This is a genomic window from Pseudomonas sp. Tn43, from assembly GCF_014192635.1.
Classification (GTDB): Bacteria; Pseudomonadota; Gammaproteobacteria; order Pseudomonadales; family Pseudomonadaceae; genus Aquipseudomonas.
In genome coordinates, this window is record NZ_JACHYG010000002.1 from 70,840 (window position 1) to 87,252 (window position 16,413).

10 protein-coding genes are annotated in these 16,413 nt (G+C 59.7%); 4 read left to right on the plus strand and 6 right to left on the minus strand.

From position 1 onward, the window contains the following. Nucleotides 1-289: 289 nt before the first annotated feature. Together rlmKL and FHW68_RS04670 are read left to right on the plus strand one after the other, a co-directional pair. Complete coding sequence (gene rlmKL, locus FHW68_RS04665) at nt 290-2,560, plus strand: bifunctional 23S rRNA (guanine(2069)-N(7))-methyltransferase RlmK/23S rRNA (guanine(2445)-N(2))-methyltransferase RlmL (protein WP_095634280.1); 2,271 nt, start codon at nt 290-292, stop codon at nt 2,558-2,560. A 143-nt stretch (nt 2,561-2,703) separates the two neighbouring features. Beyond that, nucleotides 2,704-5,094, plus strand: a complete 2,391-nt coding sequence (locus tag FHW68_RS04670; RefSeq protein WP_183679078.1) for a GGDEF domain-containing protein — start codon at nt 2,704-2,706, stop codon at nt 5,092-5,094. A gap of 188 nt (nt 5,095-5,282) precedes the next feature. Here the strand turns inward: FHW68_RS04670 and dacB are convergent, their stop codons facing one another. Further along, nucleotides 5,283-6,743 carry a D-alanyl-D-alanine carboxypeptidase/D-alanyl-D-alanine-endopeptidase gene (gene dacB, locus FHW68_RS04675; RefSeq protein WP_183679080.1) on the minus strand — a complete coding sequence of 487 codons (1,461 nt, stop codon included), beginning with the start codon at nt 6,741-6,743 and terminating at the stop codon, nt 5,283-5,285. A 232-nt stretch (nt 6,744-6,975) separates the two neighbouring features. Here dacB and FHW68_RS04680 point away from each other — a divergent pair, with 232 nt between their 5' ends. Then, nucleotides 6,976-7,320 carry a YggL family protein gene (locus tag FHW68_RS04680; protein ID WP_007896965.1) on the plus strand — a complete coding sequence of 115 codons (345 nt, stop codon included), beginning with the start codon at nt 6,976-6,978 and terminating at the stop codon, nt 7,318-7,320. Between the two features lie 151 nt (nt 7,321-7,471). Here the strand turns inward: FHW68_RS04680 and FHW68_RS04685 are convergent, their stop codons facing one another. Beyond that, nucleotides 7,472-8,662: a benzoate/H(+) symporter BenE family transporter gene (locus FHW68_RS04685; protein WP_183679082.1), complete on the minus strand. Its 1,191-nt coding sequence runs from the start codon at nt 8,660-8,662 to the stop codon at nt 7,472-7,474. A gap of 402 nt (nt 8,663-9,064) precedes the next feature. Here FHW68_RS04685 and FHW68_RS04690 point away from each other — a divergent pair, with 402 nt between their 5' ends. Then, nucleotides 9,065-9,829 (plus strand): GntR family transcriptional regulator, encoded by a 765-nt coding sequence (locus FHW68_RS04690; RefSeq protein WP_183679084.1) that lies wholly within the window; start codon nt 9,065-9,067, stop codon nt 9,827-9,829. Nucleotides 9,830-10,001: 172 nt separating this feature from the next. On the opposite strand, the gene guaD is transcribed toward FHW68_RS04690, so the two are convergent. The 4 genes from guaD to xdhA form a co-directional block, all read right to left on the minus strand. Beyond that, on the minus strand, nt 10,002-11,306 hold the full coding sequence (gene guaD / locus FHW68_RS04695; RefSeq protein WP_183679085.1) for a guanine deaminase: 1,305 nt from the start codon (nt 11,304-11,306) through the stop codon (nt 10,002-10,004). A gap of 54 nt (nt 11,307-11,360) precedes the next feature. After that, the gene (xdhC, locus tag FHW68_RS04700; protein ID WP_183679086.1) at nt 11,361-12,206 is read right to left on the minus strand and encodes a xanthine dehydrogenase accessory protein XdhC; all 846 of its coding nucleotides are present in this window, start codon (nt 12,204-12,206) and stop codon (nt 11,361-11,363) included. A gap of 118 nt (nt 12,207-12,324) precedes the next feature. Further along, the gene (gene xdhB / locus FHW68_RS04705) at nt 12,325-14,724 is read right to left on the minus strand and encodes a xanthine dehydrogenase molybdopterin binding subunit (RefSeq protein ID WP_183679088.1); all 2,400 of its coding nucleotides are present in this window, start codon (nt 14,722-14,724) and stop codon (nt 12,325-12,327) included. After that, nucleotides 14,717-16,171: a xanthine dehydrogenase small subunit gene (gene xdhA, locus FHW68_RS04710; RefSeq protein WP_183679090.1), complete on the minus strand. Its 1,455-nt coding sequence runs from the start codon at nt 16,169-16,171 to the stop codon at nt 14,717-14,719. Before xdhA ends, xdhB begins: the two co-directional genes overlap by 8 nt. Nucleotides 16,172-16,413: the final 242 nt, after the last annotated feature.

Sequence of the window (16,413 nt, forward strand, 5' to 3'; positions counted from 1 at the left end):
CGAGCCAAACCCCGGTATGATCGGCCCTGCGCTAGAGGGTGGGGGTAAGCCTTTAACGAGAATGACACCCGTTGCACTTGTGGACTATTCGACGAAGGGTCGACTTATGACATTTTGTTGCATCAACTTTTATATCTGTCCTGGCATCTAAGCTCTTTTAACCCGAGCAGTCAGGGTGGGAACGGCACACCTTCGTGCCACGCGGGCGCTCTGTTAGAAAAGCGCCTGACTGAAAACCGGATCGGCAATGCGTTGCCGATTCACTTAGCCAAAGGCTCTGGAATTACCAATGTCCGATCGTTTCGAACTCTTCCTCACTTGCCCCAAAGGCCTTGAAGGCTTGCTCATCGAGGAAGCCGTCGGGCTTGGCCTTGAAGAAGCACGCGAGCACACCTCGGCTGTGCGCGGCATGGCCACCATGGAAACCGCCTATCGCCTGTGCCTGTGGTCGCGTCTGGCGAACCGCGTGCTGCTGGTGCTCAAGCGCTTCCCGATGAAGGACGCCGAAGACCTCTACCACGGCGTGCTGGATATCGAATGGCAAGACCACATGCTCAATGATGGCACGCTGGCCGTTGAGTTCAGCGGTCACGGTTCGGGCATTGATAACACGCATTTCGGCGCCTTGAAGGTCAAGGACGCCATTGTCGACAAACTGCGCACCCCGCAGGGCGACCGTCCATCCATCGACAAGCTCAACCCGGACCTGCGCATTCACCTGCGCCTGGACCGTGGCGAAGCGATTCTGTCCCTCGACCTGTCTGGTCACAGCCTGCACCAGCGTGGTTACCGCTTGCAGCAGGGCGCGGCGCCGCTGAAGGAAAACCTCGCGGCGGCGATTCTGATCCGTTCGGGCTGGCCTCGGATTGCCGCCGAAGGTGGCGCACTGGCTGACCCGATGTGCGGTGTCGGTACATTCCTGGTCGAAGCCGCGATGATCGCCGCCGACATGGCGCCGAACCTGCGTCGCGAGCAATGGGGCTTCACCGCCTGGCTCGGTCACGTGCCGGCGCTGTGGAAAAAACTTCACGAAGAAGCCACCGAGCGCGCCGCGGCTGGTCTGGCCAGGCCACCGCTGTGGATTCGCGGTTACGAAGCCGACCCGCGCCTGATTCAACCGGGCCGCAATAACGTTGAACGTGCCGGCCTGAGCGAGTGGATCAAGATCTACCAGGGCGAAGTCGCGACGTTCGAGCCGCGCCCGGACCAGAACCAGAAAGGCCTGGTGATCTGCAACCCTCCGTACGGCGAACGTCTGGGCGATGAGGCGAGCCTGCTTTACCTCTACCAGAACCTCGGCGAACGTCTGCGTCAGGCTTGCCTGAACTGGGAAGCGGCGGTGTTCACCGGCGCCCCGGACCTGGGCAAGCGCATGGGCATACGCAGCTACAAACAGTATTCGTTCTGGAACGGCGCCCTGCCGTGCAAGTTGCTGCTGATCAAGGTCACGCCGGACCAGTTCGTCACCGGCGAGCGTCGCACTCCGGAACAACGCCAGATCGAGCGTGAACAGGCCGAGTCCGATGCGCCATCGAACATCGAAGCGCCGGGCAAATACGAGAAGTACAACAAGAACGGCAACCCGATCAAACCGGCCCCGGTGGTGATCGAGCAACCGCGCTTGAGCGAAGGCGGGCAGATGTTCGCCAACCGTCTGCAAAAAAACCTCAAGGCCTTGGGTAAGTGGGTCAAGCGTGAAGGCATCGACTGCTACCGCGTCTACGATGCCGACATGCCGGAATATTCCATGGCCATCGACCTTTATCACGACTGGGTCCACGTCCAGGAATACGCCGCACCCAAATCCATCGATCCGGAAAAAGCCTCGGCGCGGATGTTCGATGCCCTGGCGGCGATCCCGCAGGCGCTGAACATCGACAAGAACCGCGTGGTGGTCAAGCGTCGCGAGCGTCAAAGCGGCACCAAGCAGTACGAACGCCAGAGCGCACAGGGCAAGTTCAATGAGGTTAACGAAGGCGGCGTGAAGCTGCTGGTGAACCTCACCGACTACCTCGACACCGGCCTGTTCCTCGATCATCGGCCGATGCGCATGCGGATTCAGAAAGAAGCGGCTGGCAAGCGCTTCCTCAACCTGTATTGCTACACCGCGACCGCCAGCGTACATGCCGCCAAAGGCGGCGCGCGTAGCACCACCAGCGTCGACCTGTCGAAAACCTATCTGGATTGGGCACGTCGCAACCTGTCGCTGAACGGTTTTTCCGACAAGAACCGCTTGGAGCAGGGCGATGTGATGGCCTGGCTCGATGCCTGCCGTGACGAATACGACCTGATTTTCATCGACCCGCCGACCTTCTCCAACTCCAAGCGCATGGAAGGCATTTTCGACGTGCAGCGTGATCAAGTGCAGTTGATTGACCTGGCCATGGCACGTCTGGCGCCGGGCGGCGTGCTGTATTTCTCCAACAACTTCCGCAAGTTCCAGCTCGAGGAAAACCTTACCGAGCGTTATGCCGTTGAAGAAATCACCGCCCAGACCATCGATCCGGATTTCGCCCGTAATGGCAAGATCCACCGTGCGTGGAAGATTACCGCTCGGTGATACATGAGCCTGATTGGATCCACAGAGCCTTGATTTTCAAAGGCTCTTGGGTTCTTTCAGTGCTGGTCAAATTAGTGGCTAATAGCTATAACTCAACAGTGGCCAAAGGGCTTTTCCGGCACCTGGCGTTCTGAGTGGCCTCTATGTCGTTGCACGCCGTGCGCCCCAAGATCCTGGGTTTTATCCGTGAAGATGTTTCGGCCTGGCTGGTCGCGCTGTTGGCATTGCTCGTAGGCGGGATTCTCACGGGATTGCTGGCCTGGGCGACATTCAATCAATTTCATCAGCAATTGCGGCAACGTTTCCAGCTGCTCGCCAGTGAACGTTACAGCCGTATCGAAGAACGTTTCGAAGATCAGGAGCAGCGCCTCGACGGTCTGCGCCGGTTCTTCGTCCATTCAGAATCGGTGTCCCGCGAAGAATTCGACGGTTACGCCAAGCCTCTTTTGCGTCGCACCCAGGCCTACTCCTGGGCCCCCCGGGTTTCCCACGCCGAACGACCGCTGCTTGAGCGAGCGGTGCGTGAGGAAGGCTTGGACGATTTCATCTTTCGCGAGCTCAACGCCGAGGGTCAGTTGCAACCGGCCGGCTTGCGAGATGAGTACGTGCCCGTGCTCTACACCCAAACCCAGAGCCATCTGCCTACGCCACTGGGTTACGACCTGCTGGCCCAACCCCTGCGTCGTTCGACCCTGGAACGGGCCGATCGCCACGGCAACATGGCCGTGTCGCAACCGTTGCATCTGGTAGGCATCGAGCCCGCCTATTCGCGGGGCGTGTTGCTGGTAGCACCGGTCATCCATCGGAACATCCCAAACGCTGCGCCCGCCGGCTATGTGATGGCGGTGATCAGCATGCGCCAGCTGCTGGCGGACGGGCTGCCGGACGAGAATCTTGACTCTCTCTCGGTGCGAATCCTCGACTTGTCCACCGATGATCAGCGTGAAGTGTTGTATGAGTCGACTAATACGGTGGGGGCCAGTGACTTGTCCTCGACACGTTTACTACGTCTGGCCGACCATGATTATCAAGTGGATATGCGTCCCAGCGCTGCGTTCCTGAACGCCAACCATTCCTCGGTGGCCAGTCTGGTGGTGCTCGGTGGTTTGCTCAGCCTGCTGCTCAGTGTGTTTCTCTATGTGTTGGTCAGCCAGCGCCAACGAGCGCTGAAAATGGTAGAGCAGCGGACCCGGGAACTGCATGACCGTGAGCAGGAATTGCGCGGCACCCATGGCCAGTTGCGCGGGGTGCTGGATGCCGCGACTCAGGTGGCGATTATCGCCACTGACTTGCGTGGAGTGATTAACACCTTCAACGCCGGTGCAGAGCAAATGCTTGGTTACACCAGTGCTCAGGTCGTCGGCCATATGACCCTGGAAAGCCTGCACCTGGCCCGGGAACTCGAAGCGCGCTCGGCCGAGTTGAGCGCGCGCTATGGCAAGCCCATCCCGACGTGTCAGGCGATGCTGGTCGAAGGCGGGAAAGAGGGCGGTCATGAAGCCCGGGAGTGGACGCTGGTCCGCGGCGACGGCAGCCATTTGACGGTGAATATGCTGGCGACCCCGGTCCTTGATGAGCAAGGCTTGTGGGTTGGGCACCTGACGATCTGCATCGACATCACTGAACGCAAACGGGTCTACGAGGCTCTGGCCGCACGGGACCTGTTACTGAAGAAACTCAGCGCCCATGTGCCCGGCGGGATCTACCAGTTCAAGATGGAATTCGATGGGCGCTTCAGTGTGATCTACGCCAGCGACGGTATACGCGATATTTACGAACTTGAGCCGGACGTACTGTTGCTCAACGCCGAAGCGGTGTTCGCGCGGATTCATCCGCAAGACACGCGTCGGGTTCGCGCATCGATCCAGGCCTCGGCGGACAACCTCAGTCCCTGGCGCGAGGAATATCGCGTGCAGTTGCCCCACCGTGGTCTGCGCTGGGTCCGCGGTGAGGCGACGCCAGAGGAACTGCCCGGTGGCGGTGTGCTCTGGCATGGCTACATTTCGGACATCTCCGACCTCAAGCGTGTGGAAGAGGAATTGCGTGCACTGTCCGTGACCGATTCCCTGACCGGGATCCATAACCGTCGTTATTTCCAGGAGCGCCTGACCACCGAAATGGCCCGGGTCGAGCGCGGCGGTGGCGAGTTGTCAGTGATCATGCTCGACATCGATCACTTCAAGCGCATCAACGATCTGCACGGTCATGCCGTGGGTGATCGGGTATTGCAGGCCGTGTGCGAGCGCATTGGCGGTCGCTTGCGGCGCACGGATGTGTTCTGTCGTCTGGGCGGCGAAGAATTCATGGTGCTCTGTCCGGATATCGACGGCGAACAAGCTTATGTGCTGGCCGTGCAATTGTGGCAAGGGTTGCGCAGTGCGCCGATCGACGAGGTCGGGATCGTCACCGCGAGTTTCGGGATTGCCAGCTGGCGTGCCGGAGAGGGTGTGGATGCGCTGCTGTTGCGGGCCGACTCAGGGGTGTATGCAGCGAAACAGGCAGGACGGGATCGGGTTGAGGGGCAGATGAGCTAAGGCAGCATGCGGACCCTGTGGGAGCGAGTTGTGGCGAGGGGGCTTGCCCCCGTTGGGTTGCGAAGCAGCCCCAAAATCTCTGATGCAGCAAAGATCTTGTGAGTGCTGCGCACTCAAACGGGGGCAAGCCCCCTCACCACACAAGCCCGCTCCCACATTTTTTGATCTCCAGTGTCTGGACGATCGGGTTACAACACCGAAGCCGTTTCCGGCAATTTCGGCTGGCGATACAGGTCCAGCAGCACCTGATCCAGCACCGAAGAGGCGCCAAACGGTGCCTTGTCGTTGAGGATCGCCACCACCGCCCAGGTATTGCCATTGATGTCGCGGCTGTAGCCGGAGATGGCGCGCACGGTGTTCAGGGTGCCGGTCTTGACGTGGGCTTCACCGCGCATCGCGGTGGTCTTCAGCCGTTTGCGCATGGTGCCGTCGGTGCCGGCAATGGGCATCGAGCTGATGAACTCGGCGGAATACGGGCTGCGCCAGGCGGCTTGCAGCATCGCGGCCATTTCACGGGCGCTCACGCGCTCGGCGCGGGACAGGCCGGAACCGTTCTCCATCACCAGATGCGGCGCGGTGATGCCTTTGCGTGCCAGCCATTGACGCACCACGCGCTGAGCCGCCTTGGCGTCGTCACCGTCGGCGTCGGTGCGGAACTTCTGGCCCAGGCTCAGGAACAACTGCTGAGCCATGGTGTTGTTGCTGTATTTGTTGATGTCGCGAATGATTTCCGCCAGGTCTGGCGAATAGGCCCGGGCCAGTACCTTGGCATTGCGCGGTGTCGGTGACAGGCGATCCTGGCCCTGGATGCTACCGCCCAATTCCTTCCAGATCGCCCGCACAGCGCCAGCGGTGTAGGTCGCGTGATCAAGCAGCGACAGGTAGGTCTGGGAACTGCAACCTTCGCCCAACTGGCCGCCGACGGTCACGGTCACGCTGCCATCAGCCTGGGGCACCGGGTTGTAACGCACGCCACCAGTGCATTGCTTGGAGTTGAGCGCCTTGACCTGATTGTCGATGCGGATGCTGGCAATCGGCGGCTCGACCGACACCAGGACCTTGCCCGAGTCGTTGCGGGCCACGAAGCGCAAGGCCTTGAGGTTGACCAGCAGCGCGTCGGGCTTGACCAGGAACGGCTTGTTATCGTCGTTGCCGTCGTCATTGAATTCAGGCAGTTGCGGTTGCACGAAGAAGCTGCGGTCCAACACCAGGTCGCCGGTGACCTGGGTCACGCCGTTGGCGCGCAAATCACGCATCAGCAGCCAGAGTTTTTCCATGTTGAGCTTCGGATCGCCGCCACCCTTGAGGTAGAGGTTGCCGTTGAGAATGCCACCGCTGAGGGTGCCGTCGGTGTAGAACTCGGTTTTCCACTGGTGGTTCGGGCCGAGCATTTCCAGTGCGGCGTACGTGGTCACCAGCTTCATGGTCGAAGCCGGGTTGACCGACACGTCCGCGTTATGAAGGGTTGGGGTGCCCGGGCCGTTGAGCGGGATCATTACCAGCGACAAGGCGCTGCTCGGTAGTTTGCTGGCCTTGAGCGCCTTTTCGACGTTGGGCGACAGGGCGGTGTTGATCGAAGCGGCGGAAACGGGGAGGGCCAGGGGCAAAAGAAGACTGGCGAGCAACAATGGACGCAAAGATTTGATCATTTGAAATAAAACCCTACAGCCGAGGGGAAAAAGACGAGGGCATGGAGATAAATTCCCTCAGCGGTCACGAAAGGTCGGCATTATGCCCCAAGGTGTAACGGCTTGTGCCGTACCCCGGTCGTCTAATCCGCTATTTTTTTACCGGCGGTAGGTGCAGCGGCATTCTGAGACGGGCAATCGGCGCCTTAAACTGCTAAAGTGCGGCCCGTTAATACTTTTGAGGATTGTTCCAATGGCGACTAACCGTTCCCAGCGTCTGCGCAAAAAACTGTGCGTCGATGAATTTCAAGAGCTGGGTTTCGAACTGAACCTGGATTTCAAAGAAGATTTGGCTGATGAAGCCATTGATGCTTTCCTCGACGCTTTCCTGAAAGAAGCCATGGAAGCCAACGGTCTGGGCTATGTGGGCGGCGACGACTTCGGTCTGGTTTGCCTGCAGAAGCGTGGTTCGGTCTCCGAAGAACAGCGTGCCGCTGTTGAAGCCTGGCTCAAAGGCCGCAGCGAACTGACCGAAGCAACCGTCAGCCCGCTGATCGACGTCTGGTACCCGGAAAAGCCGATCAATCCGGTAGCTTGATGTTCTAAAAAAACGGCGACCCAAGGGTCGCCGTTTTTTTTGTGAAGGTTGAAGGATCGCAGCCTCGTTTCACTCGACAGCTCCTACAGGGCAACGCATGCGATGGCAGGCGCTGTGTAGGAGCTGTCGAGTGCAACGAGGCTGCGATCTTTTAGTCGCCCCGCCAATTCAAGATCAATAACGTCAACACCCCCGCCACAATCCCCCAAAACGCCGAACCGATGGAAAATAGCGTCAACCCCGACGCCGTCACCATAAAGGTAATCAACGCCGCTTCCCGCTCTTGCACTTGCGCCATGGCAATGCTCAACCCGTTGATGATCGAGCCGAACAGCGCCAGCGCAGCAATCGACAGCACCAGTTCTTTAGGCAGTGCGGCAAACAACGCCGCCAGCGTCGCGCCGAACACCCCGGCAATCCCGTAGAAAATCCCGCACCAGACGGCGGCCGTGTAGCGCTTGTTGCGATCCTCATGGGCATGCGGCCCGGTGCAGATTGCCGCGCTGATGGCGGCCAGGTTGATCCCATGGGAGCCGAAGGGCGCCAACAGCAATGAGGCAATGCCGGTGGTGGTGATCAGCGGTGAAGCTGGCACGTTGTAATCATCGGCGCGCAACACGGCGATACCTGGCATGTTCTGCGAGGTCATCGCCACCACGAACAGCGGAATGCCGATGCTGATGGTCGCGGCCAAAGAGAAATGCGGCGTGGTCCAGACCGGCGTCGCGACTTCCAGATGGAAACCACTGAAATCCAGCAACCCCATAAACCCCGACAGCGCAGTGCCGATCAACAGCGCGGCGAGCACGGCGTAGCGCGGCGACAGGCGTTTAACCACCAGATAGGTGAAGAACATTCCCAGGACCAGCGCAGTGCGGTGCTGGGCGGCGACGAAAATCTCGCTGCCGATCTTGAACAGAATCCCCGCCAGCAACGCCGCCGCCAATGAGGCAGGAATCTTTTTCACCAGCCGTTCGAAACTGCCGGTCAGGCCGCAGATAGTCACCAGCACCGCGCAAGTGATGTAGGCGCCAATGGCCTCGCCATAGCTGACACCGCCAAGGCTGGTGATCAGCAATGCCGCGCCGGGGGTCGACCAGGCGATGGTAATCGGGGTGCGGTAGCGTAAGGACAAGCCGATCGAGCACACCGCCATGCCGATAGAGATCGCCCAGATCCACGACGAAATCTGTCCACTGCTCAGGCCCGCCGCTTGCCCGGCCTGGAACATCAGCACCAGCGAACTGGTATAGCCGGTCATCATCGCAATGAACCCGGCGACGATGGCCGAGGGTGATGTGTCAGTCAGAGGGCGAAGCTGCGTGTGCGTGGCGTCGGTCATGACAGCGGTGTTCCTTGTGTATAGAAGCTGAATCCGGAAGAGCTTTTGTGGCGAGGGGGCTTGCCCCCGTTGGGCTGCGAAGCGGCCCCCAAAAACAATCTAATGCGATTAGACAGATAAATTGCGTTTGCAGCGTTTACGACGGCTCCGCCGCCGAACGGGGGCAAGCCCCCTCGCCACACATTCATCCCAGGCTCATGAGCACAGGTTTGCTGGTTCAAGCCTAAACTGAAAAGTAACCGGTCGTTGCTATACAGCGAGGGCGACAAACAGCCGTACAGTCGTGTTGCCACCTTCCATTGTGTACAATCGCGGTGTTTTTTACGCGATACTTGCCAGCGACCCACTGTGCCGTATTACAGTCACGGTCAATTCGCCGCAGTTCTTCCGACTCGAGTGCCCATGAACGAACAGTTGCAACCCCTCAAGAAACAACCGCGAGCAGGCAAAGCCGGGCGCAGCGGAACCCAGGACGATATTGTCTATGCGCATATCTTCGAGGCCATTCTCGAACAGCGTCTGGCGCCCGGCACCAAGTTGAGCGAAGAAGCGCTGGGGGAAATTTTCGGGGTCAGCCGCACCATCATTCGCCGCGCGCTGTCCCGTCTGGCCCATGAAGGCGTGGTATTGCTGCGACCGAATCGTGGCGCGGTCGTCGCCAGCCCGAGTGTCGAAGAGGCCCGTCAGGTGTTTCTGGCGCGGCGTCTGGTGGAACGGGCGATTACTGAATTGGCGGTGCAGCACGCCACCGCCGAGCAACTTCTCGAATTGCGGCAGATGGTCAATGACGAGCGCGACAGTTTTTCCCGTGGCGATCGTGGGGCCGGTATCCGTCTGTCCGGCGAGTTCCATTTGAAACTGGCCGAAGCGGCAAAAAATGCCCCGCTGATCAGCTTCCAGCGCAGCCTGGTGTCCCAGACTTCATTGATCATCGCCCAGTACGAAAGCGGCAACCGTTCCCACTGTTCTTACGATGAACACACTCAATTGATCGACGCCATCGAGGCGCGAGACGTGACGCTGGCGGTGGATTTGATGATGCATCACATGGATCACATCGACAGCAAGCTCAACCTCGACGAAGAAAGCGCGTCGGATGATCTGCATGCGGTGTTTTCGCATTTGTTGCAGACCAAAAAGCCTGGGCGTTCAACAGCCAAGCTCTGACTTCCTGACGCTGATCATTCCCACGCTCTGCGTGGGAACGCCTCAACGGACGCTCTGCGTTCGGCTCTGAATTGGGACGCGGAGCATCCCGGGCTGCATTCCCACGCGGAGCGTGGGAACGATCAATCCCCCGCAACCAACGATTGCGGGGGATTTTTTATGCCCGTAAAACCTAGCGCTGATGCACCAGATTCCCCGCCGCATACGTCTGCAGAACAGTGCGGTCATCCCCCAGCGTCATCAATACAAACAACGTCTCGGCAATATTATTGGCCTGTTTCAGGCGATAGCCGAGCAGTGGCGTAGCGTTGTAGTCCAGCACCAGGAAGTCCGCATCGGTGCCCGGTTGCAAGGTGCCGATCTTGTCTTCCAGGCGCAGCGCGCGGGCGCCGCCGAGGGTGGCCAGGTACAGCGACTTGAACGGGCTCAGCCGCGCGCCTTGCAGTTGCATGACTTTGTAGGCTTCGTTCAGGGTTTGCAGCAGCGAGAAACTGGTGCCGCCACCGACGTCGGTACCCAGGCCGACATTGAGTTTGTGCTTCTCGGCCATTGGCAGGTTGAACAGACCGCTGCCGAGGAAGAAGTTCGAGGTCGGGCAGAAGGCGATCGCCGAGCCGGTTTGCGCCAGCCGTGCGCATTCGTCGTCGCACAGGTGCACGCCGTGGGCAAATACCGAGCGCTCGCCGAGCAATTGGTAGTGATCGTAGACATCCAGGTAGCCTTTACGCTCCGGGAACAGTGCCTTGACCCACTCGATTTCCTTGAGGTTCTCGCTGATGTGGGTCTGCATGTACAGATCCGGGTATTCGCTGAGCAACTGGCCGGCGAGGGTCAGTTGTTCCGGTGTGCTGGTCGGTGCAAAACGCGGAGTGACCGCATAGTGCAGGCGACCCTTGCCGTGCCAGCGCTCGATCAGCGCCTTGCTTTCGATGTAGCTCGATTCGGCGGTGTCGGTCAGGTAGTCCGGCGCGTTGCGGTCCATCATCACCTTGCCGGCGATCATTCGCAGGTCCAGCTGTTCGGCGGCCTCGAAGAACGAGTTCACCGACTGCGGATGCACGCTGCCGAACACCAGCGCCGTGGTGGTGCCGTTGCGCAGCAGTTCCTTGATGAAAATGTCCGCGACTTCATCGGCGTGGACCTTGTCGGCGAACTGGCTTTCGCACGGGAAGGTGTAGGTATTGAGCCAATCCAGCAGCTGTTCGCCATAGGCGCCGACCATGCCGGTTTGTGGCAAGTGAATGTGGGTATCGATGAAGCCCGGGGTGATCAAGGCGTCCTGATAATGCGTGATCTGGATATCGGCCGGCAGGGTCGGCAGCAATTCGCTGGCATGGCCGATGGCGCTGATGCGGCCGTTGTCGACCACCAGCAAGCCGTCTTCGAAATACTCGTACGAAGCTTCGATACCCACTTCGGCGGGGTCGGCGATGCTGTGCAGGAGGGCGGCGCGGTAGGCTTTGCGAGTCAGAGGCATGGGGGTTCTCAATGAGTTCGAAGCTTTTAGTTCAAAGCTTTTAGTTCGAAGCTTTTAGTTCGAAGCTTGGCTGCGGCGTGAAACAGGCAGCAGTTTGGCGATCGATGATCCGGCGCTGGCGGTGTGCTGGCCGAAATTCGCGTTATAGGTGGCGATGATTTCGCCGGCGATGGAGATGGCGATTTCCACAGGCAACTTGCCTTTGACTTCGCCGATGCCCATCGGGCAGCGCATGCGTTGCAGCACGGCGCTGTCGAAACCGCGGTCACGCAGGCGATGTTCGAACTTCACCCGTTTGGTCTTCGAACCGATCAGGCCGAAGTAGGCGAAGTCGTTGCGCTTGAGGATCGCCGCAGTGAGTTCGAGGTCGAGTTGATGGTTGTGGGTCATGACGATGCAGTAACTGCCGGCGGGCAGGTCGTCGACTTCATCCACCGGTTCTTCAGTGACGATTTTGCGCACGCCGTGGGGGATCTGCTCGGGGAATTCAGCTTCCCGCGAGTCGATCCAGCGCACCCGACAGGGCAGGCTGGCGAGCAGCGGCACCAGCGCCCGGCCGACGTGGCCGGCGCCGAACACAGCGATCTGCGCCTGAACCTGGCCCATCGGTTCGAACAGCAATACGGTCACGCCACCGCAGCACTGGCCCAGGCTGGCGCCGAGGCTGAAGCGCTCAAGGTGGGTGTCCTGCTTGCCGCTGGCAAGCATCTCGCGGCCGATCTGCATGGCCTTGTATTCCAGATGCCCACCACCGATGGTGTCGAAGGTTTGCGTGGCGCTGATGACCATCTTCGAGCCGGCATTACGCGGCGTCGAGCCGAGCTCTTCGATGATGGTCACCAACACACAGGGTTCACCCCGGGTTTGCAGGTCGGCGAGGGCGTCGATCCAGTTGTACATGTTTTCACCCCTACAACATTGTTGTCTGTTCGGGCCTCATCGCGGGCAAGCCACGCTCCCACAAGGATTGCATCGTACCTGTGGGAGCTGGCTTGCCTGCGATGACCGCGACGCGGTTTTACAGCGAAGCCAACTCGACTTCAGCCTCAACAGGCTTCAAAGCCTTCAACTGCCGCATCTGCTCGCAGCCCCACAACACCCGCTCCGGGGTCGCCGGTGCGTCGATTTTCGGTTGATGCCGGTAGTCGGCCAAACTGGCCACGGCGTCCTTGATCGCACACCACGCGGCGATCCCGAGCATGAACGGAGGCTCACCCACGGCCTTGGAATGGAACACCGTGTCTTCCGGGTTCTTGCGGTTTTCCACCAGCTTCACCCGCAGGTCCAATGGCATGTCTGCCACCGCCGGGATCTTGTAGCTGGCCGGGCCGTTGGTCATCAGTTTGCCCTTGTTGTTCCACACCAGTTCTTCCATGGTCAGCCAGCCCATGCCCTGGATGAAACCACCCTCGACCTGACCGATGTCGATCGCCGGGTTCAGAGAGTCGCCGACGTCATGCAGAATGTCGGTGCGCAGCATTTTGTACTCGCCAGTCAAGGTATCGACGATCACCTCGGCGCAGGCTGCACCGAAGGCGTAGTAATAGAACGGTCGACCACGGGCCTGACTGCGGTCGTAGTAGATTTTCGGGGTCTTGTAGAAGCCGGTACTCGACAGTGAAACCTGAGCGAAATACGCCTGCTGGATCAGCGCTTCAAACGTCAGGATATGATCGCGAACCCGCACATGACCGTTGTGGAATTCCACGTCTTCTTCGCTGACCTTGTACTGCCGCGCGGCGAATTCCACCAGGCGTCTCTTGATGATTTCAGCCGCGTTTTGTGCCGCTTTACCATTGAGGTCGGCGCCACTGGAAGCCGCGGTTGGCGAAGTGTTCGGGACTTTGTCGGTGTTGGTTGCGGTGATCTGCACGCGGTCCATTTCCACCTGGAACACTTCAGCCACGACTTGCGCAACCTTAGTGTTCAGACCCTGGCCCATTTCAGTGCCGCCATGGTTCAGATGGATGCTGCCGTCGGTGTAGATATGGATCAGTGCGCCGGCCTGATTGAGGAAGCTGGCGGTGAAGGAAATACCGAATTTCACCGGGGTCAGCGCCAAGCCCTTTTTCAGGATCGGGCTGTTGGCGTTGTAGCGACGGATCGCTTCGCGACGCTCGGCGTACTGACTGCTTGCTTCCAGTTCGGCGGTCATTTCCTCGAGCATGTTGTGCTCGACGGTCTGGTAGTAATGGGTGACGTTGCGCTCGGTCTTGCCATAGTAATTGGCCTTGCGCACGGCCAGTGGGTCGAGGCCCAAATGGCGGGCAATCGCGTCCATCACTTCTTCGATGGCGACCATGCCTTGCGGGCCGCCGAAACCACGGTAAGCGGTGTTCGAGGCGGTGTTGGTTTTGCAGCGGTGACCGTTGATGGTCGCGTCGCCCAAATAGTACGAGTTGTCGGCATGGAACATCGCGCGGTCGACAATCGATGCCGACAAATCCGGTGAGCAGCCGCAGTTGCCGGCCAGTTCCAGTGCAATGCCATGCAAGCGGCCGGTGCTGTCGAAGCCCACGTCGTACTCGACGTAGAACGGGTGGCGCTTGCCGGTCATCAGCATGTCTTCGACACGCGGCAGGCGCATTTTGGTCGGCTGACCGGTCAGGTGCGCAATCACCGCGCACAGGCATGCCGGGCTAGCCGCTTGAGTCTCCTTGCCGCCGAAACCACCGCCCATGCGGCGCATGTCGACGACGATCTTGTTCATCGACACATCCAGCACTTCCGCCACCAGCTTCTGCACTTCGGTGGGGTTCTGGGTCGAGCAGTAAACGATCATGCCGCCGTCTTCGGTTGGCATCACCGACGAGATCTGGGTTTCGAGATAGAAGTGTTCCTGGCCGCCGATGTGCAGCGTGCCCTGGATACGATGCTCGGCGGTGGCCAAAGCAGTGGCCGAATCGCCACGCTTGTGGGTATGGCTGTCGAGCACGAAATGGCGTTTGCGCAGAGCCTCAACCACATCCAGAACCGGTTCCAGATCTTCATATTCGATGATCGCGGCCATCGCTGCTTTACGCGCGGTTTCCAGGTCTTTCGCCGCCACGGCGAGTACCGGTTGACCGACGAATTGCACGTCGTCGATGGCCAGCAACGGATCGCCCGGCAACAGTGGGCCGATGTCTTTCAGGCCCGGCACATCTTCGTGGGTAATGGCGATGCGCACGCCTTCGAAGGCGTAGCAGGGCTTGGTGTCGATACTGATGATTTTCGCGTGGGCGCGGTCCGACAGCCGTGCGTAAACGTGCAGCTGATTGGGGAATTCCAGCCGATCGTCGATGTACTGCGCTTCACCGGACACATGCTTGTCGGCGCTGTCGTGCTTGACGCTGCGGCCGACACCGGTGGCCAGGTCCTTGGCGAACAATTCAGCCAGTTCGGCTTGGGTCTTCTCTACAGCGTGATGATTAGACATAAGCGGTCACCCGAGTCTCGATGTGCGGTGTTTGCAGTTCGATGAAGTATTTACGCAGCAGATTCTGCGCGCTGAGCAGGCGGTATTCCTTGCTGGCGCGGAAGTCCGAGAGCGGCGTGAAGTCTTCGGCCAATGCAGCGCAGGCGCGTTCGACGGTGGCGCTGTTAAACGGTGCGCCAACCAGCGCGGCTTCGCAATTCTTCGCGCGTTTTGGAATGGCCGCCATGCCGCCGAAGGCGACGCGGGCGTCGGCGATCACGCCGGTGTCGATGCGCAGGTTGAATGCAGCACAGACTGCGGAAATGTCATCGTCCAGACGCTTGGATACCTTATAGGCGCGGAACAGCTGTTCAACGCTGGCGCGCGGCACGATGATCTTTTCGATGAACTCGCTTTCCTGACGCGCGGTCACCCGGTAATCGATGAAGTAATCTTCCAGGGCCATGGTGCGGCGGGTTTCGCCTTTGCACAGGACGATCTGCGCGCCGAGGGCGATCAGCAGCGGTGGTGAGTCGCCAATTGGCGAGGCGTTACCAATGTTGCCGCCCAGCGTGCCCTGGTTGCGAATCTGCAAGGACGCGAAACGCTGCAGCAATTCACCGAAATCCGGGTACTCGGCCTTCAAGGCGTCGTAGCAATCGGAGAGGGCGGTAGCGGCGCCGATTTCCAGGCGATCGTCGAAGCGTTCGATGCGTTTCATTTCAGCGACGTTGCCCACGTAGATCATCACCGGCAAGGTGCGGTGGAACTGGGTGACCTCCAGCGCCAGGTCGGTGCCGCCGGCCAGCAAGCGGGCCTGTGGGTAAGCGTCGTAGAGGTCCGCCAGATCGGCCACGGTCAGTGGCACCAGGCAGCGTTTGTCGCCACTGTTGAGTTCGCCTATGTCAGTGGGGGCGATGGCTTTCAGGCGAGCGATGGTGTCCGCTTCGCGAGCATCGAACTGGTCAGGTTGTTTGCCGCAGCAAGATTGCTCGGCAGCGGCCAGGATCGGCCGATAACCGGTGCAGCGGCAGAGATTGCCGGCCAGGGCTTCGTGGGCTTTATGAGAATCGGGTGCGTCGCTGTTCTTTTGCAGCGCAAACAGCGACATCACGAAGCCCGGCGTGCAGAACCCGCACTGCGAACCATGGCACTCGACCATGGCTTTTTGCACGCTGTGCAGCTCGCCCTGGTGCTTGAGGTCTTCGACGCTGATCAGTTGCTTGCCGTGCAAGGAGGAGACGAACGTCAGGCATGAGTTGAGGCTGCGATAGCGAATGTGTTCGCGGCCATCGTCGGTCGTCTGCAACTCGCCGACCACCACGGTGCAGGCGCCACAGTCGCCGCTGGCGCAGCCTTCTTTGGTGCCGGGTTTGCCCACATGGTCGCGCAGGTAATTGAGCACGGTCAGGTTCGGGTCCAGGGCGTGCTCGCTACGGAGTTCCTGGTTGAGTAAAAACTGGATCACGGAAGGCCTCGCAAACTCATTATTGTTGTTAACCGACATGAGCCGAATTTAGCAGGTCTGACTTTTCGGTCAATGATTTTCTGACTTAAAGGTCAGGAAATAGCGTTTTGTCGATCAACGACTCGTTCCTTCATTATTGACCCTCACGGGATCGCTTGCCTTTTGCGTGAATCTTGCGCGATTCGTGCCAAAAACCGCTGAGTGGGCACTCCGCCATGACCGATCAATTGCGCTACACTGCG

What these genes read in the sequence shown, in the direction of transcription:
- rlmKL (WP_095634280.1), top strand. Translation starts at nt 290, where the DNA reads ATGTCCGATCGTTTCGAACTCTTCCTCACTTGCCCCAAAGGCCTTGAA.
- FHW68_RS04670 (WP_183679078.1), top strand. Translation starts at nt 2,704, where the DNA reads ATGTCGTTGCACGCCGTGCGCCCCAAGATCCTGGGTTTTATCCGTGAA.
- dacB (WP_183679080.1), bottom strand. Translation starts at nt 6,743, where the DNA reads ATGATCAAATCTTTGCGTCCATTGTTGCTCGCCAGTCTTCTTTTGCCC.
- FHW68_RS04680 (WP_007896965.1), top strand. Translation starts at nt 6,976, where the DNA reads ATGGCGACTAACCGTTCCCAGCGTCTGCGCAAAAAACTGTGCGTCGAT.
- FHW68_RS04685 (WP_183679082.1), bottom strand. Translation starts at nt 8,662, where the DNA reads ATGACCGACGCCACGCACACGCAGCTTCGCCCTCTGACTGACACATCA.
- FHW68_RS04690 (WP_183679084.1), top strand. Translation starts at nt 9,065, where the DNA reads ATGAACGAACAGTTGCAACCCCTCAAGAAACAACCGCGAGCAGGCAAA.
- guaD (WP_183679085.1), bottom strand. Translation starts at nt 11,306, where the DNA reads ATGCCTCTGACTCGCAAAGCCTACCGCGCCGCCCTCCTGCACAGCATC.
- xdhC (WP_183679086.1), bottom strand. Translation starts at nt 12,206, where the DNA reads ATGTACAACTGGATCGACGCCCTCGCCGACCTGCAAACCCGGGGTGAA.
- xdhB (WP_183679088.1), bottom strand. Translation starts at nt 14,724, where the DNA reads ATGTCTAATCATCACGCTGTAGAGAAGACCCAAGCCGAACTGGCTGAA.